Here is a 17,683-nt window from a genome sequence, read left to right on the forward strand (position 1 = left end):
TAGGAGGGGTATGAAATGAAATTACGAACCAGGGGAGAAGTTGTTTTTGAATACGTGAACTATTTCCTTCTGCTGCTGGCCATTCTCGTCTGTCTGATTCCGGTGCTGAATATCGTCGCCAAATCGTTCAGCGATGAGTCCAGCGTCGTGGCGGGCGATGTGGGGATTTGGCCGATTCACTTTACGACGGAGGCGTACCATTACGTGCTCAGCAGTCCAAAGTTCCTTAGCTCGTTTTCCATCTCGGTGCTGGTTACGGTGATCGGAACGCTTATCAACGTTACGCTCACCGTCTTCACCGGGTATGCGCTATCCCGCAGGAGGCTCAAGGGGCAGAAGGTCATTATGATGCTGTTCGTGTTTACGATGATCTTCCAAGCCGGCATCTTGCCGACCTATTTGATCGTGAAACAGCTGGGGCTGCTCAATTCGATCTGGTCGCTGATTTTGCCGGGCCTGGTCAGCCCTTTTAACATGATCATCGTCCGCCTCTACTTCTGCAACATTCCGGACAGTTTGGAGGAATCGGGCAAGATGGACGGCGCCGGCAACCTCCGAATACTGTTCCACATCATGATTCCGCTGGCCATGCCGGTGATCGCCACGACAGCTCTGTTCTGCGCCGTCGAATATTGGAACAGCTACTTCGACGCGCTGATGTACATTAGCAAGCAGAATCTTCTTCCGCTTCAAGTGTATCTGCGCGAGGTCATCTTCAGCACCTCGGACGCGAACAACAACGTCGAGATGGTGGCTCAGATGCAGATCGCGCAGGAATCGATTCGCGGAGCCGTGGTCGTTGCGGCAACCTTGCCGATCGTGCTCGTTTATCCGTTCCTGCAGCGCTATTTCGTCAAAGGGATCGTGCTTGGCGCCGTAAAAGGCTGACATAAGCAACCACATTGATACATGGGGGGTTCGATATGCAAATGAGGTGGAATCACGGAAAACGGATCTGCACCACGCTGGCTATTGTTCTAGGTGCGGTGACGGCGCTTGCCGCCTGCAGCGGCGGAGGGAACGGCAATTCGACGGAAACGTCGTCTTCGGAGCCGACAACCAAAGAGAAGGTGACGTTAAAGGTGCTCGTGCCGAACAATGTCGCGGAATTTCCGAGCGGGAAGGATGTCAATAACAACGAGATCGCGAACGGGATTCGAGAGAAAACCGGCTTCAACGTGCAGTGGGAGCTGATGCCGAAGGACGCGGAGGCGAAAAACCAGCGATTGAATGTCACCATGGCGTCCGGAGATACGCCGGATTTGATCATCCTGCAGAATCCCGACAAGCCGTTATTCGGCAACTTCGCTCAGCAAGGGCTGCTGACGCCGCTCGATTCCCTGCTGGACGATTCCGGACCCAACATCAAGAAGCTGATGACACCGGAGCAGTGGAAGTCGGCGAAGTGGGAGGGAACGACGTATGCGATCCGTACCTTTAACTACAGCAGCGCGACATACGGTTTGCTTGCACGCAAAGATATTTTGGCTGAGCTGGGCTTGAAGGAGCCGAAAACCCAGGACGACTTTTACGAGGTGCTCAAGGCGATTAAAGCGAAGAAGCCGGACATGGTGCCGTATACCGCTAATTTAGCCGAGGGGTTGACCGGACTGGAGGCGATCGCCAGCATGTTCTATCCTCCGGTCGATTTCGTCCAGAAAGACGGGAAGGTTGTCTATACGGCTGCGCTGCCGGAAGCGAAGAGCTTCCTGGAATTCGCCTCCAAGCTGTATGGCGAGGGCTTGATCGATAAGGAATCGGTCGTGAACAAGACGGCGAACATCAAGGAGAAGCTGGCAAGCGGCAAGGCGGCTATGGCAACGATCGGCTGGTGGGAGGCCCAGGCGACCGAGACTGCGGCGAAAGAGAAGTTCCCCGGCAGTCAGCTGGCCTTCATCGATCCGCCGACCGGCAGCAACGGGGCTTTCGGCATGAGCAAAGTATCGGTTGTCTCCAAATATTTCGTCATCCCGAAGGCGAGCAAACATGCCAAGGAAGTGGTGGAATTCCTGAACAAAGCTACCGAGCAAGAGATCATCGATTTCATCTCGTTCGGCGTTGAAGGGACGCACTACGAGAAGAAAGACGGGAAGGCCGTACCGACGAAAGAGATGGACAACATCAAGTATAAGGTGTATTACAACATGTTCGACAAGGTCGAGCTTGGCTTGCAGCGGATGGAGAACGCCGGACTGGCGCCGTACTACACGCCCGTTGCCAACGTGGCGAAGCACGAGAATGTCGTCGACCTCGTCGCGCCGGTGCCGATCGTGGATCAGAAGAACCAAGAGCTGAGAGACTTAAGGGATCAGTACTTCTTGAAAATAATTACAGGCGCGCTTCCGTTGTCCGCCTACGACGAATTCCTCGACAAGTGGAAAAAGGCCGGCGGCGAAGATGTCGTGAAGGCGCTCGACGAGGCGTATAACGGCAAGAAATGATGCGATAGAAGAGCTTGAAGATCTAAGATTAGGAGAATCGGACATGGACACGATCAATCAACCGTTACGCGTCGCCATGATCGGCGCAGGCAACCGGAGCTCCGTGTATGCGGCTTACGCGGAGAAGGAGCCGGGGCGCATGCGCATCGCCGCCGTCGTCGAGCCGGACGCCGTCCGGCTCGAGCAGGCCGGCGAGCGTTGGAGCATCCCGCCGGCGCGAAGATATGCCTCGGTCGAGAGCATGTTGGCCGACCCGGAGCTGAGCGTCGAAGCCGCCGTCAACGGCACGATGGATGCCCTCCACTTGGAGACGACGCTGCCGTTGTTAGCGGCCGGCCTTGACGTGCTGCTGGAGAAGCCCATCGGCATCTCCAAGGATGAAGTGCTCCGGCTGTTGGAGGCGGCCAGGTCGACCGGGCGGAAGGTGATGATCTGCCACGTGCTCCGGTATGCCCCCTTCTATCGGAGCGTGAAGGAGCGCATCGCGGCCGGCGATATCGGGGACATCCTGTCGCTGCAGACCGAAGAGAACGTCAGCTATCACCACATGGCGACCGCCTTCGTACGAGGCAAGTGGAACCGCAAGGATCGGTGCGGGTCGTCTATGCTGATGCAGAAGTGCTGCCACGATCTGGATTTGATCGCTTGGTTCAAAGAAGGGTCGGCGCCCGTCAAGGTCGCGAGCTTCGGCGGCCGCACGTTCTTCCGCAGCGAGCGGGCGCCGGAGGGGGCCGGGACGCGCTGCCTGACGGATTGCCGCATCGAGGGGACGTGCACGTTCTCGGCGAGAAGGCTGTACGTGGATCGAGGGCTATGGAGCCAATACGCTTGGCATTCGGTGGAGCGCGAGACGCTGCATCCGACGACGGAGCAGAAGCTCGCGTCGCTGCGCGAAGATAATCCGTACGGGCGATGCGTGTGGCATTGCGACAACGACGTCGTCGATCATCAGACGGTGACGGTGGAATTCGCCGACGGGAGCACCGCCTCTCACGCGATGACCGGCGGTTCGCCGCGGCCTTGCCGGACCGTCCACGCGATCGGAACGAAGGGCGAGATATACGGCGTAATGGAAGACGGCTATTTCGTCGTCCGACGGCCGGACCCGGAGGCGGAAGGGATGTACCGGGAGGAGACGGTGCGATTGGATGTCGCGGACGACATGCACGGCGGCGGCGATTTGCGGTTGGTCGACGATTTCGTCAGCGTTCTGCGCGGCGCTGAGCCGTCGATCTCGACGTCATCGCTTGAAGATTCCGTCTATGGCCACCTCATCGGCTTCGCCGCCGACGAGGCGATGGAACGGGAGGCAGTCGTCTCGGTGCCGTCTTTATCTTGATAAATGAAAAATAAGGAGAGGGGCATGCCCGGTGGCGGGCGGCCCCTCTTCGTTGTCGCTTGAAGAGCGTCATCTCCCGGATGACGAATGGCCGAATCGGAAGCGAGGGTTCTTTTGCACCGTATTTCGTAGCTTAAGCCACCTAATCGTAGTCCTGCCCCGTTTGCGTTCATTCCTTTATTACTTATAGTAGTAGTGTCCGATTGAAAGCGATTACATCGCTTTGCGGTCGGATCAATATCGGATTGAAACGGAGGATGATGACATGACAAACAGATCTGTTCCGGCTCGCACCGGAACAAGCCGCCTAAGCCGGTTTGCGCTCTGCCTGCTGCTTCTGCTGGCGGCAGCGTTGCCCGCGGCCGCGGGGGTACGGCCCGAGGCTGCGGCGGCTGCCGGCGAAGGGCCCTATTTCGTCGACAGCGCCACATGGTACCGGGATTATGCGCCCGGGACGGTAAGCCCGAACGAGGGGACCGTCGAGATGACCGTCCGCTTCGACAAGCCCTACTCGGAGTTCGACAATGACTATGATTTCATGTTCCGGCTCATTCCCGGACAGAGCGGTCCGGGCTACACGTTGTACAGCGTTTATATCCCTCTGCCGGAGCAGAAGCCGACGGGCTCGACTTGGGAGCAGCCGTTAACGTTCTTCGTGAGGAACGGCGACGTGAGGACCGGCTTCAAAGAAGTACGCGCTATTGCGCCGCCGTCCAAGTTAAGCTACACGGTCGGTCAGCCGTTCAACCTGGCCTTCTCGTGGAAGCTTGGCTCGGACCCATATGTCGCCATCTATATGGACGGTGAAGAGATTGCCAGGACAGAGACCGATAACGAGATCGTCCCGGTGATGGAGAAATTCGTGCCTTACGAGTTTATGGTCGAGCGGGCTGCTCCTTACAACGTGTCCAATCTGAAAATATCGACCCGCGCACTTAAAGCCGACGAGCTGGAGACGTCTACGGACGACTTCACGAGCGGCAGGGATACTTCCCTGCTCGCGGACATAACGCTCGGTCAACCGGTGCAAACGCAGAAGTTCGTGACGCCTTGGCATACCGAATCGGGCTACAGCGTCGTGAAACCGGCGTTCCGGGGCGACAAGCAGGTGTTCTACCGTAACGAAGCAGCGGTCTTCCCGGTGATGACGGTCAATTACGGGAGTGCAGAGAAGACGTATAAAGTCAGGATCGTAGCCAGGAAGCCGGATGGCGACACGGCATTCACGGAATCGGTAGACGTAGCGGTCCCCGCCGACGGCACGCATCGCGTGCTTGAGCTGCCGCTGCCGAAATTGAACGACAAAGTGGGGTTCTGGTATTTGGAGACGACGGTCGAGTCTTCCCCAGGGAATTCCGTCGTCTACAACAACGCCGTCTCCAAAGTGCCGGTACACGACGCGGCCGTCCCCGACGGCAAATATGCCGACTATTTCGGCATCCATGTGGATTACAAGGACTCGATGGCACCATGGGCCAAGATCAACACCGACATCACGCGCACGTGGGAAGATGCGAGGGTGTTCATGTGGTACGACATCGAACCGACGAACGGCGATTTCCGTTGGGATCATTCCGATCAGTACGTAGATGCAGCCGTCGCGGCCGGATTGGATGTGCTGGGGGTTCTCGGCAATCCTTCGAACTGGAACTCGACGCGTCCTTCGGTCAGCGATTTCGATGACGATAGTTTCAAAACCCCTTATCAATATCAGGCAGGCCGGTACGTATCTAAAGACATCCGGTTTCCGATCGATGAGGAGAATCGCGGAAACGAATGGGCGGAATACGTCTACAAGACGATGAAGCGGTATGCAGGGAAAGTCAAATATTTCGAAGTCTGGAATGAAGTGAATTTCCACCCGCCTTACAGTCCTGCAGCCTTCTCCGGTACATCCGACGAATATTTCCTGATGCAGGAAATCGCCTACGCGCAGGCCCAGCGGGTGAAAGCCGAAACCGGGCAAGAGCTGTACATTTCGACAAGCGGCTTCAGCTCCGTCGCGGACCGCTCGATGGCGGTCGAAGCGATAAGTAAGGGCAACTTCGATATTTACAACATTCACGGGTACCAAGGGATCCAGTTTATTCAGGACGATATTCTTCCTGCCTACAGAGCAGCGAAGCAAAGCAACCCGAACCTGCAGCTGTGGCAAGGGGAATTCGGTCCGATTAACGAGCTGTATACCACCATACCGGCCAAGATGTACGGCACCGTTCAGCGATATATGGATTTCCTCGCGAACGGCGCGGACAAATTTTTCGGCTTCGGCAGTCCGAACGAAGATAGTTTCGCCACTCGTTACTCGGTATCTCCGACCGAGGTATTCCAGACGACGGCGATGCTGCAGCACCACATTCGCAAGGCGGATCAATATCTCGGGTCGTATGGATTTACGGGCGATGGGCTTCTGCCGGTGAAACATTACTTGAGCCGAACGGACGACAAATATTTGAGCATTCTATCGTCGAACCAGCCGCTTACGATCAGCCTGGGCAATGCGGATAAAGTGGTTACGGTGGAGGACAATTACGGGAACCTCGTTCCGGTCCAGTCCGGTACCGTCTTCAAGAAGAATACCCTCTTTATCGTCAGCAATGAACCTCTGGATATTAGCGGGGTTTCCGGAGACGTTGCGCTCACGACGATTCGCAACGGCGGTTTCGAGAACCTGAACGGCGACCCGATGGGCGGGCCTTCAGGGGTGAAAATCGACGACTGGACGATGGTTCAAGGCGAATACGGAAAGAACGCATACGTGAACAAAACCGGACCCTATCAGGGCTCGAATGCGGTCGAGTTCGACTCCGCGGGCGCTCCGGGCAACCGAACGTTCATGAGCCAGACGTTACGCGTAGCGGAGGCGGGACGATATGTGCTTTCGGCCTCCATCAAAAAGCTGGAAGGCGGGGCGGACGTTCAGCCGGAATTGAACATCTGGGCCGGCAATAGCGACCATCAGCTGGCGCCCGTATCGCTGACCGGTCAATACGCTTATTATGCGAAGCCGTTCCAAGTGACGGATACGACGAAGGAGATTACCGTCAATATCGGAATTTTGTCCGGCGTCGGCAAAGTGGTGTTCGACAACGTATCGTTCGAGCTCGTACCGGTCGCGATCGAGATGGACAATTCGGATCCGGTCGGCGTGACGTTCACCAACACGACGGACAGCAACAAGTGGAACAATACGAGGGAGAACGCGACGGCGAACAAGGGCAATTTCGCATTGAATACGAGCCGGGACGGTCAAGCGGCCGTTACCTATACGCCGTCTATTCCGTTGCCTGGCATGTACGAGATCTACGAGTGGCATCATTCCACCAATAATGCCACGACGAAGGCACCGTTTACCGTCCATCATGCGCGCGGGACTTCGGAAATAAAGGTAGCACAATCAAGCGACTTAGGCGGCAAGTGGAACAGTATCGGAACGTATTCGTTCGACGCCGGTTCGACAGGAAGCGTCGTCATCTCGAACGGGTTCGAAAGCGGAACAGGCAACTTCATACTCGCCGATGGCCTCAAATTTGTCTGGCGGGGCAGTGACATTCCCGTGGAGATCGTAATGGACAACAAAGATTCGTCGGGTGTCGTCTTCTCCGATTCGACGTGGCGAAACACAGGGGTTAACACGGGCGCGCACAAGGGAGACTTTGCGTTGAACACGACCAAGGGCGGCCTATCGAGCGCGACGTATACCCCCGCAATCCCAATGAATGGTATGTACGAAGTGTACGAATGGCACCACTCGACGGCAGGCCCGACCGACGCTCCGTTCATGATTCGGCATGCGGCCGTCACGGAGCCGATTAAAGTTGACGTCGATCAATCGAAGAACGGCGGCAAGTGGAACAAGATCGGCACGTACCCGTTCCTAGCCGGCACGACGGGCAGCGTCGCGATCGTCAATGGAAACAAGACCAGCAACTTTATTTTGGCGGATGGCATCAAATTCGTTCGTGTCGGACCTTATGTTCCGGCAGAAAGCGTTGCCGTTACCGCGGCGGGGCATACGTCTCCTAATAAGGTGCTGAAGGGCGGTAGGCTTGCTCTGCAAGCGGCGGTTCTGCCGGCCGATGCGACCGACCGCTCGGTTGTCTGGAAAGTGACGAACGGTACCGGCGCGGCGACGATCGATCCGGCCACGGGTATGCTGACCGGCGTGGAAGCCGGCACGGTTACGGTAACCGCAGCGGTAACCGACGGTTCTGGCGTATCGGGCGAACTGCTCGTTCACGTCGTTGCGCTGGAAAGTGTTACGGCAGCCGTTGACCGAGCGATACTCAAGAACGGCGACCAAGCCGTTATCAGCGTCACAGGCGTCATGAGCGACGGAACTTCTGCCGATCTTAGCGAGGCCGAGCTCGTCTTCGCAAGCGACAGCGCCGCCGCGTCGGTGGACGACGAAGGCCTTGTGACCGCAACGGCCGCAGGCGAAGGAACCGTTCGCCTAACGGCAGCCGTCACGCTGGGCGGGACAACGGTCGAAGCGGCAACGGAGGTACTGGTGGACAACACGGCACCGGTCTTGTCGGTCGAGCTGAGTCCAGCCTTGATATGGCCGCCGAATCACAAGATGGTGAGGGTACAGGCAGAGATTGAAGCGGAGGACGCTGCATCGGGACTCGCCTCTGTTCTATTAACCTCGATTACGAGCAATGAGCCGGACGCAGGGGAGCCGGATATCGAAGCAGATATCGGCACCGCAGCGACGTCATTCAGCGTGAGGGCGGAACGATTAGGCAGCGGATCCGGCCGCATCTATACCGTTACGTATACGGCAACCGACTTCGCGGGCAACCAAACGGCCGTTGTCCGTACGATCACCATTCCGCACAATAAGTAACGGTTTAGGTAATGAAGGCAGCCTTAGTTCGGCATACTGTCCGGACTAAGGCTGCTCCTAATATATCAACAAAACAAGGAGGCATGTTTACCACATGAAGTTTGCCATTATCGGCTGCGAGCACGCCCATATCGAAATCTTCATCCAAGAGATGCTCGAGCTTGGCCATGAATTGGCGGGCATTCACGAAAGGGAGGATAACGCGCTAGCGTTGTCGCTGGCGAAGAAATACGAAACGCCGCTCGTAAGCGATCGCGATTCGCTGCTCGCGCAAGCTGACCTCATCGGCAGCTCCGCCGTTAACAACGAGAAAATCGATATGATCGAGTTGTGCGAGAGACATGGCAAGCCGATCATGATCGACAAGCCGGCCGTGACGAACCGTCGGGATCTGGAACGACTGCAGGCGGCGATGGAACGCGGGGCCATCGAGATCGGCATGCTGCTGACCGAACGGTTTCATTCGCCCGTCTACACCCTGAAGAGGCTGATCGATCGAGGAACGCTCGGCCAACTGGCGACCATCGGCATGCGCAAGCCGCATCGGCTGAATGCGTCAGCTCGGCCGCAGTGGTTTTTCTCCAAGGCGCAATGCGGGGGCATCGTCGTCGACTTGTTGATTCACGACTACGATCTGCTCCGCTGGTTGACCGGTAAGGAAGTTGTTCGTTCGCAGGGGAATATGACCAAGCGCATATTGCCCGAATATCCCGAATTTTATGATTCGGCTAGTGTTCAAGTCGTGATGCAAGGAGGCGTAACCGCTCAGTTGTACGCCGATTGGTATACGCCTTCGCAAAGCTGGACCTGGGGGGACGGAAGAATATTCGTGACCGGAACAGAAGGTTTCGCGGAATTGCGGCTCTCGGGAGACCCCTTCGCGGGGAGGGAAGCTATGGTTCTGGTCACGACGAATTCGAGAGGCCCCGAGCAAGTAGCTCTGGAGACCCCGCCGACGACGATTACGGAAGATTTCCTGCTGCGGCTCGAATCCAAACCTTCCATATTGACCGGCCGCGATATTGTATTCGCGACGAAAGCTGCTGTTGAAGCTGACGAACGAGTAGACAGGATTCGCTTAGAGGAGGATGAACATCGATGGTAAACGAACAAACGGTCAAAATCGGAATGATTGGTCTGGACACCTCTCATGTGACGGCCTTCACCGAGTTGTTGAACAATCGCGATCATCCTTATCATGTCGGCGGAGGGACGGTGGCAGTCGCCTATCCGGGCGGCTCGCCGGACTTTGAATTAAGTTATTCGCGCGTCGAAGGTTTTACGGAGAAGCTGCGGGAGGCGTATCAGGTGCAAATCGTTCATTCGCCGGAGGAGGCAGCCGCATCTTGTGACGCCATTTTTCTGGAATCGGTGGATGGGCGGGTGCATCGGGAGCTGTTCGAGCGAATCGCGCCATACCGCAAGCCGGTATTCGTGGACAAACCGTTCGCCTTGAACGCCGCCGACGCCCAAGCGATATTCGCGACCGCGGAGCAATACGGCTTTCCGGTAATGAGCTGTTCCGCGGTGCGTTATGCGGAGGCATTGACGCAGGCCATCGCCGACGAGCGCGAAGGCAGCATCATCGGCGTGGATTGTTATGGACCGATGGCGCTGCAGCCGACACAGCCTGGGCTGTTCTGGTACGGCATTCATACGGTGGATATGTTGTTCTCCGCGCTCGGATCTTCGTGCGTGGAAGTGAAGACGGCGACGACGGAGGAGCACGACGCCGTGATCGGGGTCTGGGATGATGGACGAATCGGCACGATTCGAGGAAATCGCCGCGGCAACAACGAGTTCGGCGTGCTGCTGCACCGGGAGAAGGGCACGCAGCATGTGGATCTCGCGGCGAGCGCCAAACCTTATTATGCAAGCTTGCTCGAGAAAATCATGGCGATGATTGGAACGGGGACGCCTGGTATACGACCGGAGGAGACCGTAGCGATTATCCGCTTCATCGAAGCGGCCAACGAAAGCAGGCAAACAGGGGAAGCTGTTAGGTTGTAACAAGGCAAAGCATACAATTCTATTCATGAGGTGACCGGGTTGAGTAAAATCATACATTTTGGAATTGTTGGAGCGGGCGTCATATCCGCTTCCCATGCCAAGGTAATTAGCGGCAATCCGCATGCCCGGCTGTTGGCCGTGTGCGATGTCGATCGGGAGAAAGCGGAGAAGTTGGCCCGTGCATACGGAGCGGCGCATATTTTTACGGAGTTGGCCGATATGCTGGCGCTTGAACAACTGGATGTCGTCATTATCTGTTTGCCCAGCGGAATGCATGAAGCGGCAGCCATTGCGGCAGCGAATGCGGGTAAACATATCTTATGCGAGAAGCCGATCGATATCACCTTGGAGAAAATCGATCGTATGCTCGAAGCGGCGGACAAGAACAACGTGAAGCTTGGCTGCGTCTATCAGCGCCGCACGATGCCCGAAGCGATAGCCGCCAGGCAAGCGATTCAGGAGGGCAAGCTCGGCAAAATGGTGCTGGGCGACGCCTACCTGAAATATTACCGCAGCCCGGAATATTACAAGAGCGCGGGTTGGCGCGGAACCTGGGAGCATGACGGCGGCGGCGCGCTTATGAATCAAGGCGTGCATGGCATCGATCTGATCCAATGGATGATGGGCGATATTGCGTCCGTATTTGCCCATTCCGCCGCTTTGGTACGCGATATCGAAGTCGAGGATACCGCGGTTGTTGCCGTCAAATACAAAAGCGGAGCTTTGGGCGTCATTCAGGGCGCGACTTCGGTATATCCCGCTCAAGACACGCGCTTCGAGCTGCATGGCGAGAAGGGCACATTCATATTCGGAGATAACGGAATCCAGCTGTGGAAGACGGCAGACGACTCCGTTGAGATACCTGGCGGGAGCGAGGCGGCCAGTCCCGGAGCGGACCCGAGAGATATATCGCTTGAGGGGCATGTCGTGCTGATCGACGATATGATCGACGCCGTTCTGAATGACAGGGAGCCGATGATTAACGGGGCGGAAGCGCGGAAAGCCGTAGCCGTCATTATAGCGATCTATGAATCATCCCGCACAGGCAAAGAAGTATTTCTTTAATAGGCTGTTCGATTCGGAAAGGGAGGATGGCATGAATCCAAAGCCGGAGCGGCATACGTTCAAGAAAGATAGACTACACGTAAAGGTATTCCCGAATCGCCAAGCCTTGGGCGAGGCGGCGGCAGCGGAGGTCGCGGAGCGGATGAGGAACCTGCTGCGCGATAAGGAGCGGGTACGGATGATTTTCGCCGCCGCGCCGTCGCAGAACGAATTTTTGCAGTCTCTGGTTCAAGCAAAGGACATGGATTGGTCAAGGGTTGACGCATTTCATATGGACGACTACATCGGATTGCCCGAATATGCGCCGCAGCGGTTCAGCCGATTTCTTCAGGAACGGTTGTTCGATAAGGTAAAGCCCGGCGGAGTCCATCTTATTGACAGCAGTAACGGGATTGGGGACGAATGCGCGCGTTACGGCAGGCTGCTGGCCGCGGCTCCGATCGATATCGTGTGCCTGGGAATCGGGGAGAACGGACATCTTGCATTCAACGATCCTCCGGTGGCAGACTTCCAAGATGCGGACATTATGAAAGCCGTGCGGTTGGATGAAGCATGTCGCCGGCAACAAGTCCATGACGGATGTTTCGCAGACATCGACTTCGTTCCGACTCATGCGCTGACGTTAACGATCCCGACGTTAATGTCAGGCAGGCACTTGTACGGCATGGTCCCCGGTCCTACCAAGCGAAAGGCGGTCACAGCAACGCTTGGCGGAGCGATTACAACGGATTGCCCGTCATCCATCTTGCGAATACATCCAGACTGCGCGTTGTATGTGGATACGGAATCCTACGGGGAGGATGATCATAACGTATGAGTCATGCGAGAGCGAGCATTGCCGGGCTGCATTATAAAACCGGCAAGCCCATTCAAATCGATATGATGAACGGGATTATCAAACGCGTAGAACTTTTGACTGATCGGGCGATGGGAGGGGGTACGGATCATCTGCCCTGGATCGGCCCGGGATGGGTTGATTTGCAAGTCAATGGATTCTCGGGCATCGATCTTAACGCCCCTTCCCTTACGACGGAGCATGTGCATGAGCTAACAAGGAAGCTCTGGGCGGAAGGGACGACCACATTCTACCCGACCGTCATTACCAATTCGGACGAAAATATCGAGGCCCTCGTTCGGACGATCGCGCAAGCGTGCGCCATGGAAGAGATGACAGCGGCCAGTATCGCCGGCATTCATCTGGAGGGTCCGTTCCTATCGCCGGAAGACGGACCGCGCGGGGCTCACGGCCGTGCTTTTGTTAAGCCGCCTGATTGGGAGCTATTCGAACGTTGGCAGTATGCTGCGGAAGGACGCATTCGACTGATTACGTTATCACCGGAATGGGAGGGAGCGCGCGCGTTTATTGACCAATGCGTCCGGAACGGCGTCTCGGTGTCGATCGGACATACGTCCGCCACTCCCGAACAGATCCGTGCAGCCGTGCAATCCGGCGCATCCTTGAGCACGCATCTGGGCAATGGCGCGCATCTCAAGCTGCCAAGGCATCCTAACTATATTTGGGAACAGCTGGCGCAGGACGGCTTGTCGACTTGCATCATCGCAGACGGTTTCCATTTGCCGGATTCCGTCATGAAAGTCATGATGAAAGTAAAGGCGGATCGGTTATATCTGGTAAGCGATGCGGTATATTTGTGCGGGATGGAACCAGGGGTCTACGATACTCATATCGGCGGGCAGGTTGTGTTGACGGCGGAAGGGAGATTGCATCTGGCGAATGAACCAGGATTGCTTGCAGGATCCGCACAGATGTTGAAAGCGGGGATCGAACATCTCGTGGAATCCGGACTGAGCGATTCGGCAACGGCTTGGGATATGGCTTCAGTCCAGCCCGCTGCGTATATGGGACTGACAGCGGGAGAAGGCTTGGCGCCGGGAGCTCCCGCCGACTTGATCTCGTTTTCTTGGAAGCGAGACAGCCGGCTCGAGTTGCATAACGTCTACAAATACGGTCATCTCTCCATTCGGCTGACCGAACCAACCTGAAGCAGACGGCTACCGTCCTGGAGCCGAGCACGTACGCTTTGTCCCCTACATCAAGAAGGCGCAGCGTCCTCACATTTGCAGGATTTCCGATTACGTTGCGTAAGAGACAAAGAAAGACGCCCCGGATTCACATATGAAGTGAAAAGGGGGCGTCATGGCATTACTTAGGGCTTAGGTGTAGGAGGAAATGGTTCACTTTCTATAATTTCCAAATGGTGTATGTTGTTCCATTAGCAGAGGTAGATTGACCATATACGGTCCAGCTGGAAGGAACGTTCCACAGGTCAACAACGTAAGCCCTCGTTCCAGAAGTTGCACCGTTCAAATTGATAAGTGTAAAGTAGGTTGTTCCACTCACATTGGTATATTTGTCTTTAATGGCCCATCCGGAAGGAACGTTCCATGTATTAATGACCATATTGGTTGCTCCATAAGCTGCACCACCGTTCAGATAGATAAGACTGATGGTGGTGGTGCCAGTCGCCGAGGTATATCGATCAGTAATGGCCCACCCGGGGGGAACGTTCCGCGTGGAACTAACTGTATTGCGCGCTCCATAAGATGCACCGTTCAAATCGACAATAATGAAAAAGGTTTTTCCACTAGAGGTATATTGTTCTTTAATGCCCCATCCGTAAGGAAGAGGATCATAGGCATTAACCGTTCTTGTGTCGCCGTACGCAGCGTGGGCTGTGTAGGAGGCAGTGTTGGAAAAATTCAGCAGGAGCAGAGAAAAAATAAATAGAGTCATCATCTTTTTTACCATAAAATTATAGTTCCTCCTAATATGTTCGTTTTTGTTGCACGTACAGAAGAACCTGTCGGATGACAAGAACATGGTTGGGGCATCGTCTTCAGAGAAATCATGTCAGGTTTCGCGGATGTCGTCTGCTTCGAGCCTACGCATGGTTGGCGCTCAGGCTATAACCGGACTTGGCTGGACCGTTCTCCGTGCTTTCGTACCATTTCGATTGAATCTGATACATGCGCGCGTACTCGCCCCCAAGCTTCAGCAGCTCCTCGTGGGTTCCTTGCTCGATAAGCCGCCCTTTCTTCATGACCAATATGCGGTCGACGGCTTTGCAGACCCCGAGCCGATGCGAGATCAGCAGCGTTGTTTTGCCTTCGGCCATGTGAAGGAAATTCTCGTACACGGCAGCTTCGGTTATGGGGTCCATCGAAGCAGTCGGTTCATCCAGTACGACGACCTCTGCGCGGCGGAAATAGGCCCGGCTGATGGCGATTTTCTGCCATTGACCCAGGGACAGCTCTCGCCCGCCGTCGAACATGGGACCAAGCAAGGAGTCGAAGCCGTCCGCGAGTCCCTCGATAAACTCGCTTGCTCCCGTTTTCGCCGCGGCTTCCTCCAGCCGGTCGTCATCGGCTAGTCGGTCGACGGAACCGAAGCCGATGTTCTCGCGGACCGTGAGTTGATAGCGGACGAAATCTTGGAACACGGCCGTTATTTTCTTCCTCAGTTCGTTCGGGTCGATCGATCCGATATCGATTCCGCCGAATCGAATGGCGCCTTGCGATAGCGGATAAAGACCGAGCAGGCATTTGGCCAGCGTCGATTTGCCGGCGCCGTTATCCCCGACGACGGCAATCTTCTCTCCGGCGCGTATGCGGAAGCTGACGCTGCTCAAGGCGGGATTCGATTGGCCAGGGTAATTGAAGACCAGGTCTTCGGCATCGATGATTCCCTCGATTCGGTCGCCCGATGGCAGAGAGGCCTGTAAAGGGCACTCTTCCCCAGGCAGTTCGAGAAACGCGAACAGCTCGCGGGCGAAAAGGATATTCTGGTACATGAGCGCCAAGCTGGAGGAAATGGCCATGAGCTGGTTCTTAGCCGATGTGAACGCCTCAGTCAACGCGACGTACTGACCGAGCGTCAGCCGTCCTTTCGTGCCGAGCCAAGCTAGGCCCAGCATGAGCGCTCCTCCCACGAGACTGTTGAGCGAGTCTACGCCCCAGTTTAGCGCGATTCCTCTACGCTCCAAGCCAACTTGCTGCTTCGCATTTTGCCAGAACAAGCCCCGCCACCGTTCGATGAAGTAGGCGGAGAGCCCGAACAGCCGTACTTCCTTTGCAGCCTCGCGCCCGACCAGCAGCGTAAATACATATTGCGCTTTTCGGGCAACCGGCGTCTGCATGATCATCTGGATGAAGCGCTTTTGCCCCAGCTGCATGTTTACGATGAACGACGGGGCCGCAAAGATCAGGAGCCCTGCAGCGAGCATCCAATGAAAGCCGGCGATGACGACGAAGTAACCGGCGACGGTAAGCAGGCTTTGCGCGATCGAGAAGGATGCATCGATGAGAAGGAGGCTGTTCTGACTGGCCGTCGCGCGGTGGAAGGAATCGTAATAATCCGGACGGTCGAAATAGACGAGCGGAAGCCTCGAGGACTGCTGCGCCATCCGGTCCTCGATATGGAATTTGGCTTTCATCTTGAGCGAGGTCATGATGATGCCGTCGAGCGACTGGATGCCTGCGGCTGCAATCGATAACCCGACCTGAAGCAGGATGATCCGACCTGCCTCGCTGAGGGGTTGTCCTGTCGTAATGACCTGCGATACGGAATTGACCAGCAGACTAATCAGATAGAGATGGGCGATGGACTGAAAGGCGAGCAGAAGACGGCAAGCGATCGTGCCCAATAAACCGAAGGGGGACACGGTCCAGAGTAGGCGGTACATCTTGATCAGTGTTGACAGCAGGTCCGTTGTCCGCATATGCGAGTCCTTCTGCATCAGCCGGCGAGCTTCATCCCTGCACGGCGTCCCGTGCTGACAAGCAAATCAATATCCGTAGTCGTATTAATAACCCCCTTGGCTAACACTTTGCCATCCGCAGACAAATAGTAGGCGAATGGGAACCCTTCCAGCTTCACTTCCTCTTTAATGGATGGCGTTAACGCATAGACGGGTGCGCTCAGACCCGTTTCATTGATTTTCTCGATAATGCTGTCGACCTCGCCGTCTCTGCCTTCCATGATCACCTGCGGCTTCACGTTATATTTCTGCTCGGCGTACGGAAACAGCGGATAGACGGTACTGCAGATCGGGCAGCCGCTTGACGAGAAGAGCAGCAGCGTTCCTTGCCGATCTGGGTACGACACGCTGAATGGGATTTGCTTGACGACCGATTGCATGTTGAATCTCGGAAAGGGCGATCCGACCGGCAGACCTGTCTGATTCGCTCCGAGCACCTTAGTCGGCTTCTTCGCGATGGCGATGGCGAATATCGTGAGCGATAAGACCAGCAGCCACAACACAATATAGGAAATCGAGATCATATCCATATGTTCTACCTGCCTTTCGCAATGCGATATCGATACCGGAATGCCGCGGCGATCGCATAAATCATGACGATGCCGAAGGAGCAGAAGACGGTCGCGATGACGTCCATGGCTGCCATCCGATACAGTCCGGTGGCTTCGCCCTGCAAGAGCAGCGGAATCATGCAAGCCACCAGAACGATCGACCGGATCAACGTCGCCGTTCCGAGCGGCTCTTCCACCAGATCGCCGAAGCACTGGCAGTCCACCTGCTTATCCTTGGCCCGCATTGCCCGAATCGAGATGATGATGAAGCCTGCCAGCATGCACAATAGAATCGCCTCGCCTGCCAGCCTTAGCGGCTCTACCAGCAGAAGGGCGGCTGACGCGATTTCGACGAAGGGAAATGCGCGAGAACCGAGTTTGGCGTAGGAATCTTTCAAGCCGATCGCGAGCAGCGTTTCGTAGAAAGAAAAACGGGATGCCAGCTTGGCGATTCCCGAAAACGCGAATACCGTCGCCAAGAACACTTGTAGAAGGATATAGAGCTCGTTCATACTGTCACCTCAATGGCTTGTAGTGGTCATGAACAAAAGAGAGGGACGCTGAATCGCGTCCCTTTCCTTGCATTTTCTAGCAGCCGCAGTAACCTCCGCCACACGGCATACCGTTCTCATCGTAAAACAGTACGACTC

13 protein-coding genes are annotated in these 17,683 nt (G+C 56.0%); 9 read left to right on the forward strand and 4 right to left on the reverse strand.

The window, feature by feature from the left end; all coding sequences use genetic code 11:
- Positions 1-15: 15 nt before the first annotated feature.
- The 9 genes from BCM02_RS02480 (at position 16) to BCM02_RS02520 (ending at position 13,708) form a co-directional block, all read left to right on the forward strand.
- Positions 16-888 (forward strand): carbohydrate ABC transporter permease, encoded by an 873-nt coding sequence (locus BCM02_RS02480; protein ID WP_148927454.1) that lies wholly within the window; start codon positions 16-18, stop codon positions 886-888.
- 35 nt (positions 889-923) lie between these two features.
- Positions 924-2,441, forward strand: coding sequence for an extracellular solute-binding protein (locus tag BCM02_RS02485; protein WP_148927455.1), 1,518 nt, complete (start codon positions 924-926; stop codon positions 2,439-2,441).
- Between the two features lie 43 nt (positions 2,442-2,484).
- The gene (locus BCM02_RS02490; protein WP_148927456.1) at positions 2,485-3,780 is read left to right on the forward strand and encodes a Gfo/Idh/MocA family oxidoreductase; all 1,296 of its coding nucleotides are present in this window, start codon (positions 2,485-2,487) and stop codon (positions 3,778-3,780) included.
- Positions 3,781-4,045: 265 nt separating this feature from the next.
- On the forward strand, positions 4,046-8,629 hold the full coding sequence (locus tag BCM02_RS02495) for a golvesin C-terminal-like domain-containing protein (protein ID WP_148927457.1): 4,584 nt from the start codon (positions 4,046-4,048) through the stop codon (positions 8,627-8,629).
- 94 nt (positions 8,630-8,723) lie between these two features.
- Positions 8,724-9,734, forward strand: a complete 1,011-nt coding sequence (locus tag BCM02_RS02500) for a Gfo/Idh/MocA family protein (protein ID WP_148927458.1) — start codon at positions 8,724-8,726, stop codon at positions 9,732-9,734.
- The gene (locus tag BCM02_RS02505; RefSeq protein WP_148927459.1) at positions 9,728-10,639 is read left to right on the forward strand and encodes a Gfo/Idh/MocA family protein; all 912 of its coding nucleotides are present in this window, start codon (positions 9,728-9,730) and stop codon (positions 10,637-10,639) included. Before BCM02_RS02500 ends, BCM02_RS02505 begins: the two co-directional genes overlap by 7 nt.
- A gap of 30 nt (positions 10,640-10,669) precedes the next feature.
- Positions 10,670-11,704 (forward strand): Gfo/Idh/MocA family protein, encoded by a 1,035-nt coding sequence (locus BCM02_RS02510; protein ID WP_246183159.1) that lies wholly within the window; start codon positions 10,670-10,672, stop codon positions 11,702-11,704.
- A gap of 31 nt (positions 11,705-11,735) precedes the next feature.
- Complete coding sequence (locus BCM02_RS02515) at positions 11,736-12,521, forward strand: glucosamine-6-phosphate deaminase (RefSeq protein WP_148927461.1); 786 nt, start codon at positions 11,736-11,738, stop codon at positions 12,519-12,521.
- A complete protein-coding gene (locus BCM02_RS02520) occupies positions 12,518-13,708 on the forward strand; it encodes an N-acetylglucosamine-6-phosphate deacetylase (RefSeq protein ID WP_148927462.1) in 1,191 nt (396 codons plus the stop codon). The genes BCM02_RS02515 and BCM02_RS02520 overlap by 4 nt, the downstream gene beginning before the upstream one ends.
- Positions 13,709-13,907: 199 nt before the next feature.
- Here the strand turns inward: BCM02_RS02520 and BCM02_RS02525 are convergent, their stop codons facing one another.
- The 4 genes from BCM02_RS02525 to BCM02_RS02540 form a co-directional block, all read right to left on the reverse strand.
- A complete protein-coding gene (locus BCM02_RS02525) occupies positions 13,908-14,474 on the reverse strand; it encodes a hypothetical protein (RefSeq protein WP_148927463.1) in 567 nt (188 codons plus the stop codon).
- A gap of 133 nt (positions 14,475-14,607) precedes the next feature.
- Positions 14,608-16,443, reverse strand: a complete 1,836-nt coding sequence (locus BCM02_RS02530; RefSeq protein WP_187433983.1) for an ABC transporter ATP-binding protein — start codon at positions 16,441-16,443, stop codon at positions 14,608-14,610.
- A 17-nt stretch (positions 16,444-16,460) separates the two neighbouring features.
- Positions 16,461-17,012, reverse strand: a complete 552-nt coding sequence (locus BCM02_RS02535) for a thioredoxin domain-containing protein (RefSeq protein ID WP_148927465.1) — start codon at positions 17,010-17,012, stop codon at positions 16,461-16,463.
- Positions 17,013-17,017: 5 nt separating this feature from the next.
- Positions 17,018-17,545 (reverse strand): MauE/DoxX family redox-associated membrane protein, encoded by a 528-nt coding sequence (locus tag BCM02_RS02540; protein WP_148927466.1) that lies wholly within the window; start codon positions 17,543-17,545, stop codon positions 17,018-17,020.
- Between the last annotated feature and the right edge of the window lie 138 nt (positions 17,546-17,683).

The organism is Paenibacillus methanolicus (assembly GCF_008124765.1).
GTDB classification, from domain to species: domain Bacteria; phylum Bacillota; class Bacilli; order Paenibacillales; family Paenibacillaceae; genus Paenibacillus_Z; species Paenibacillus_Z methanolicus.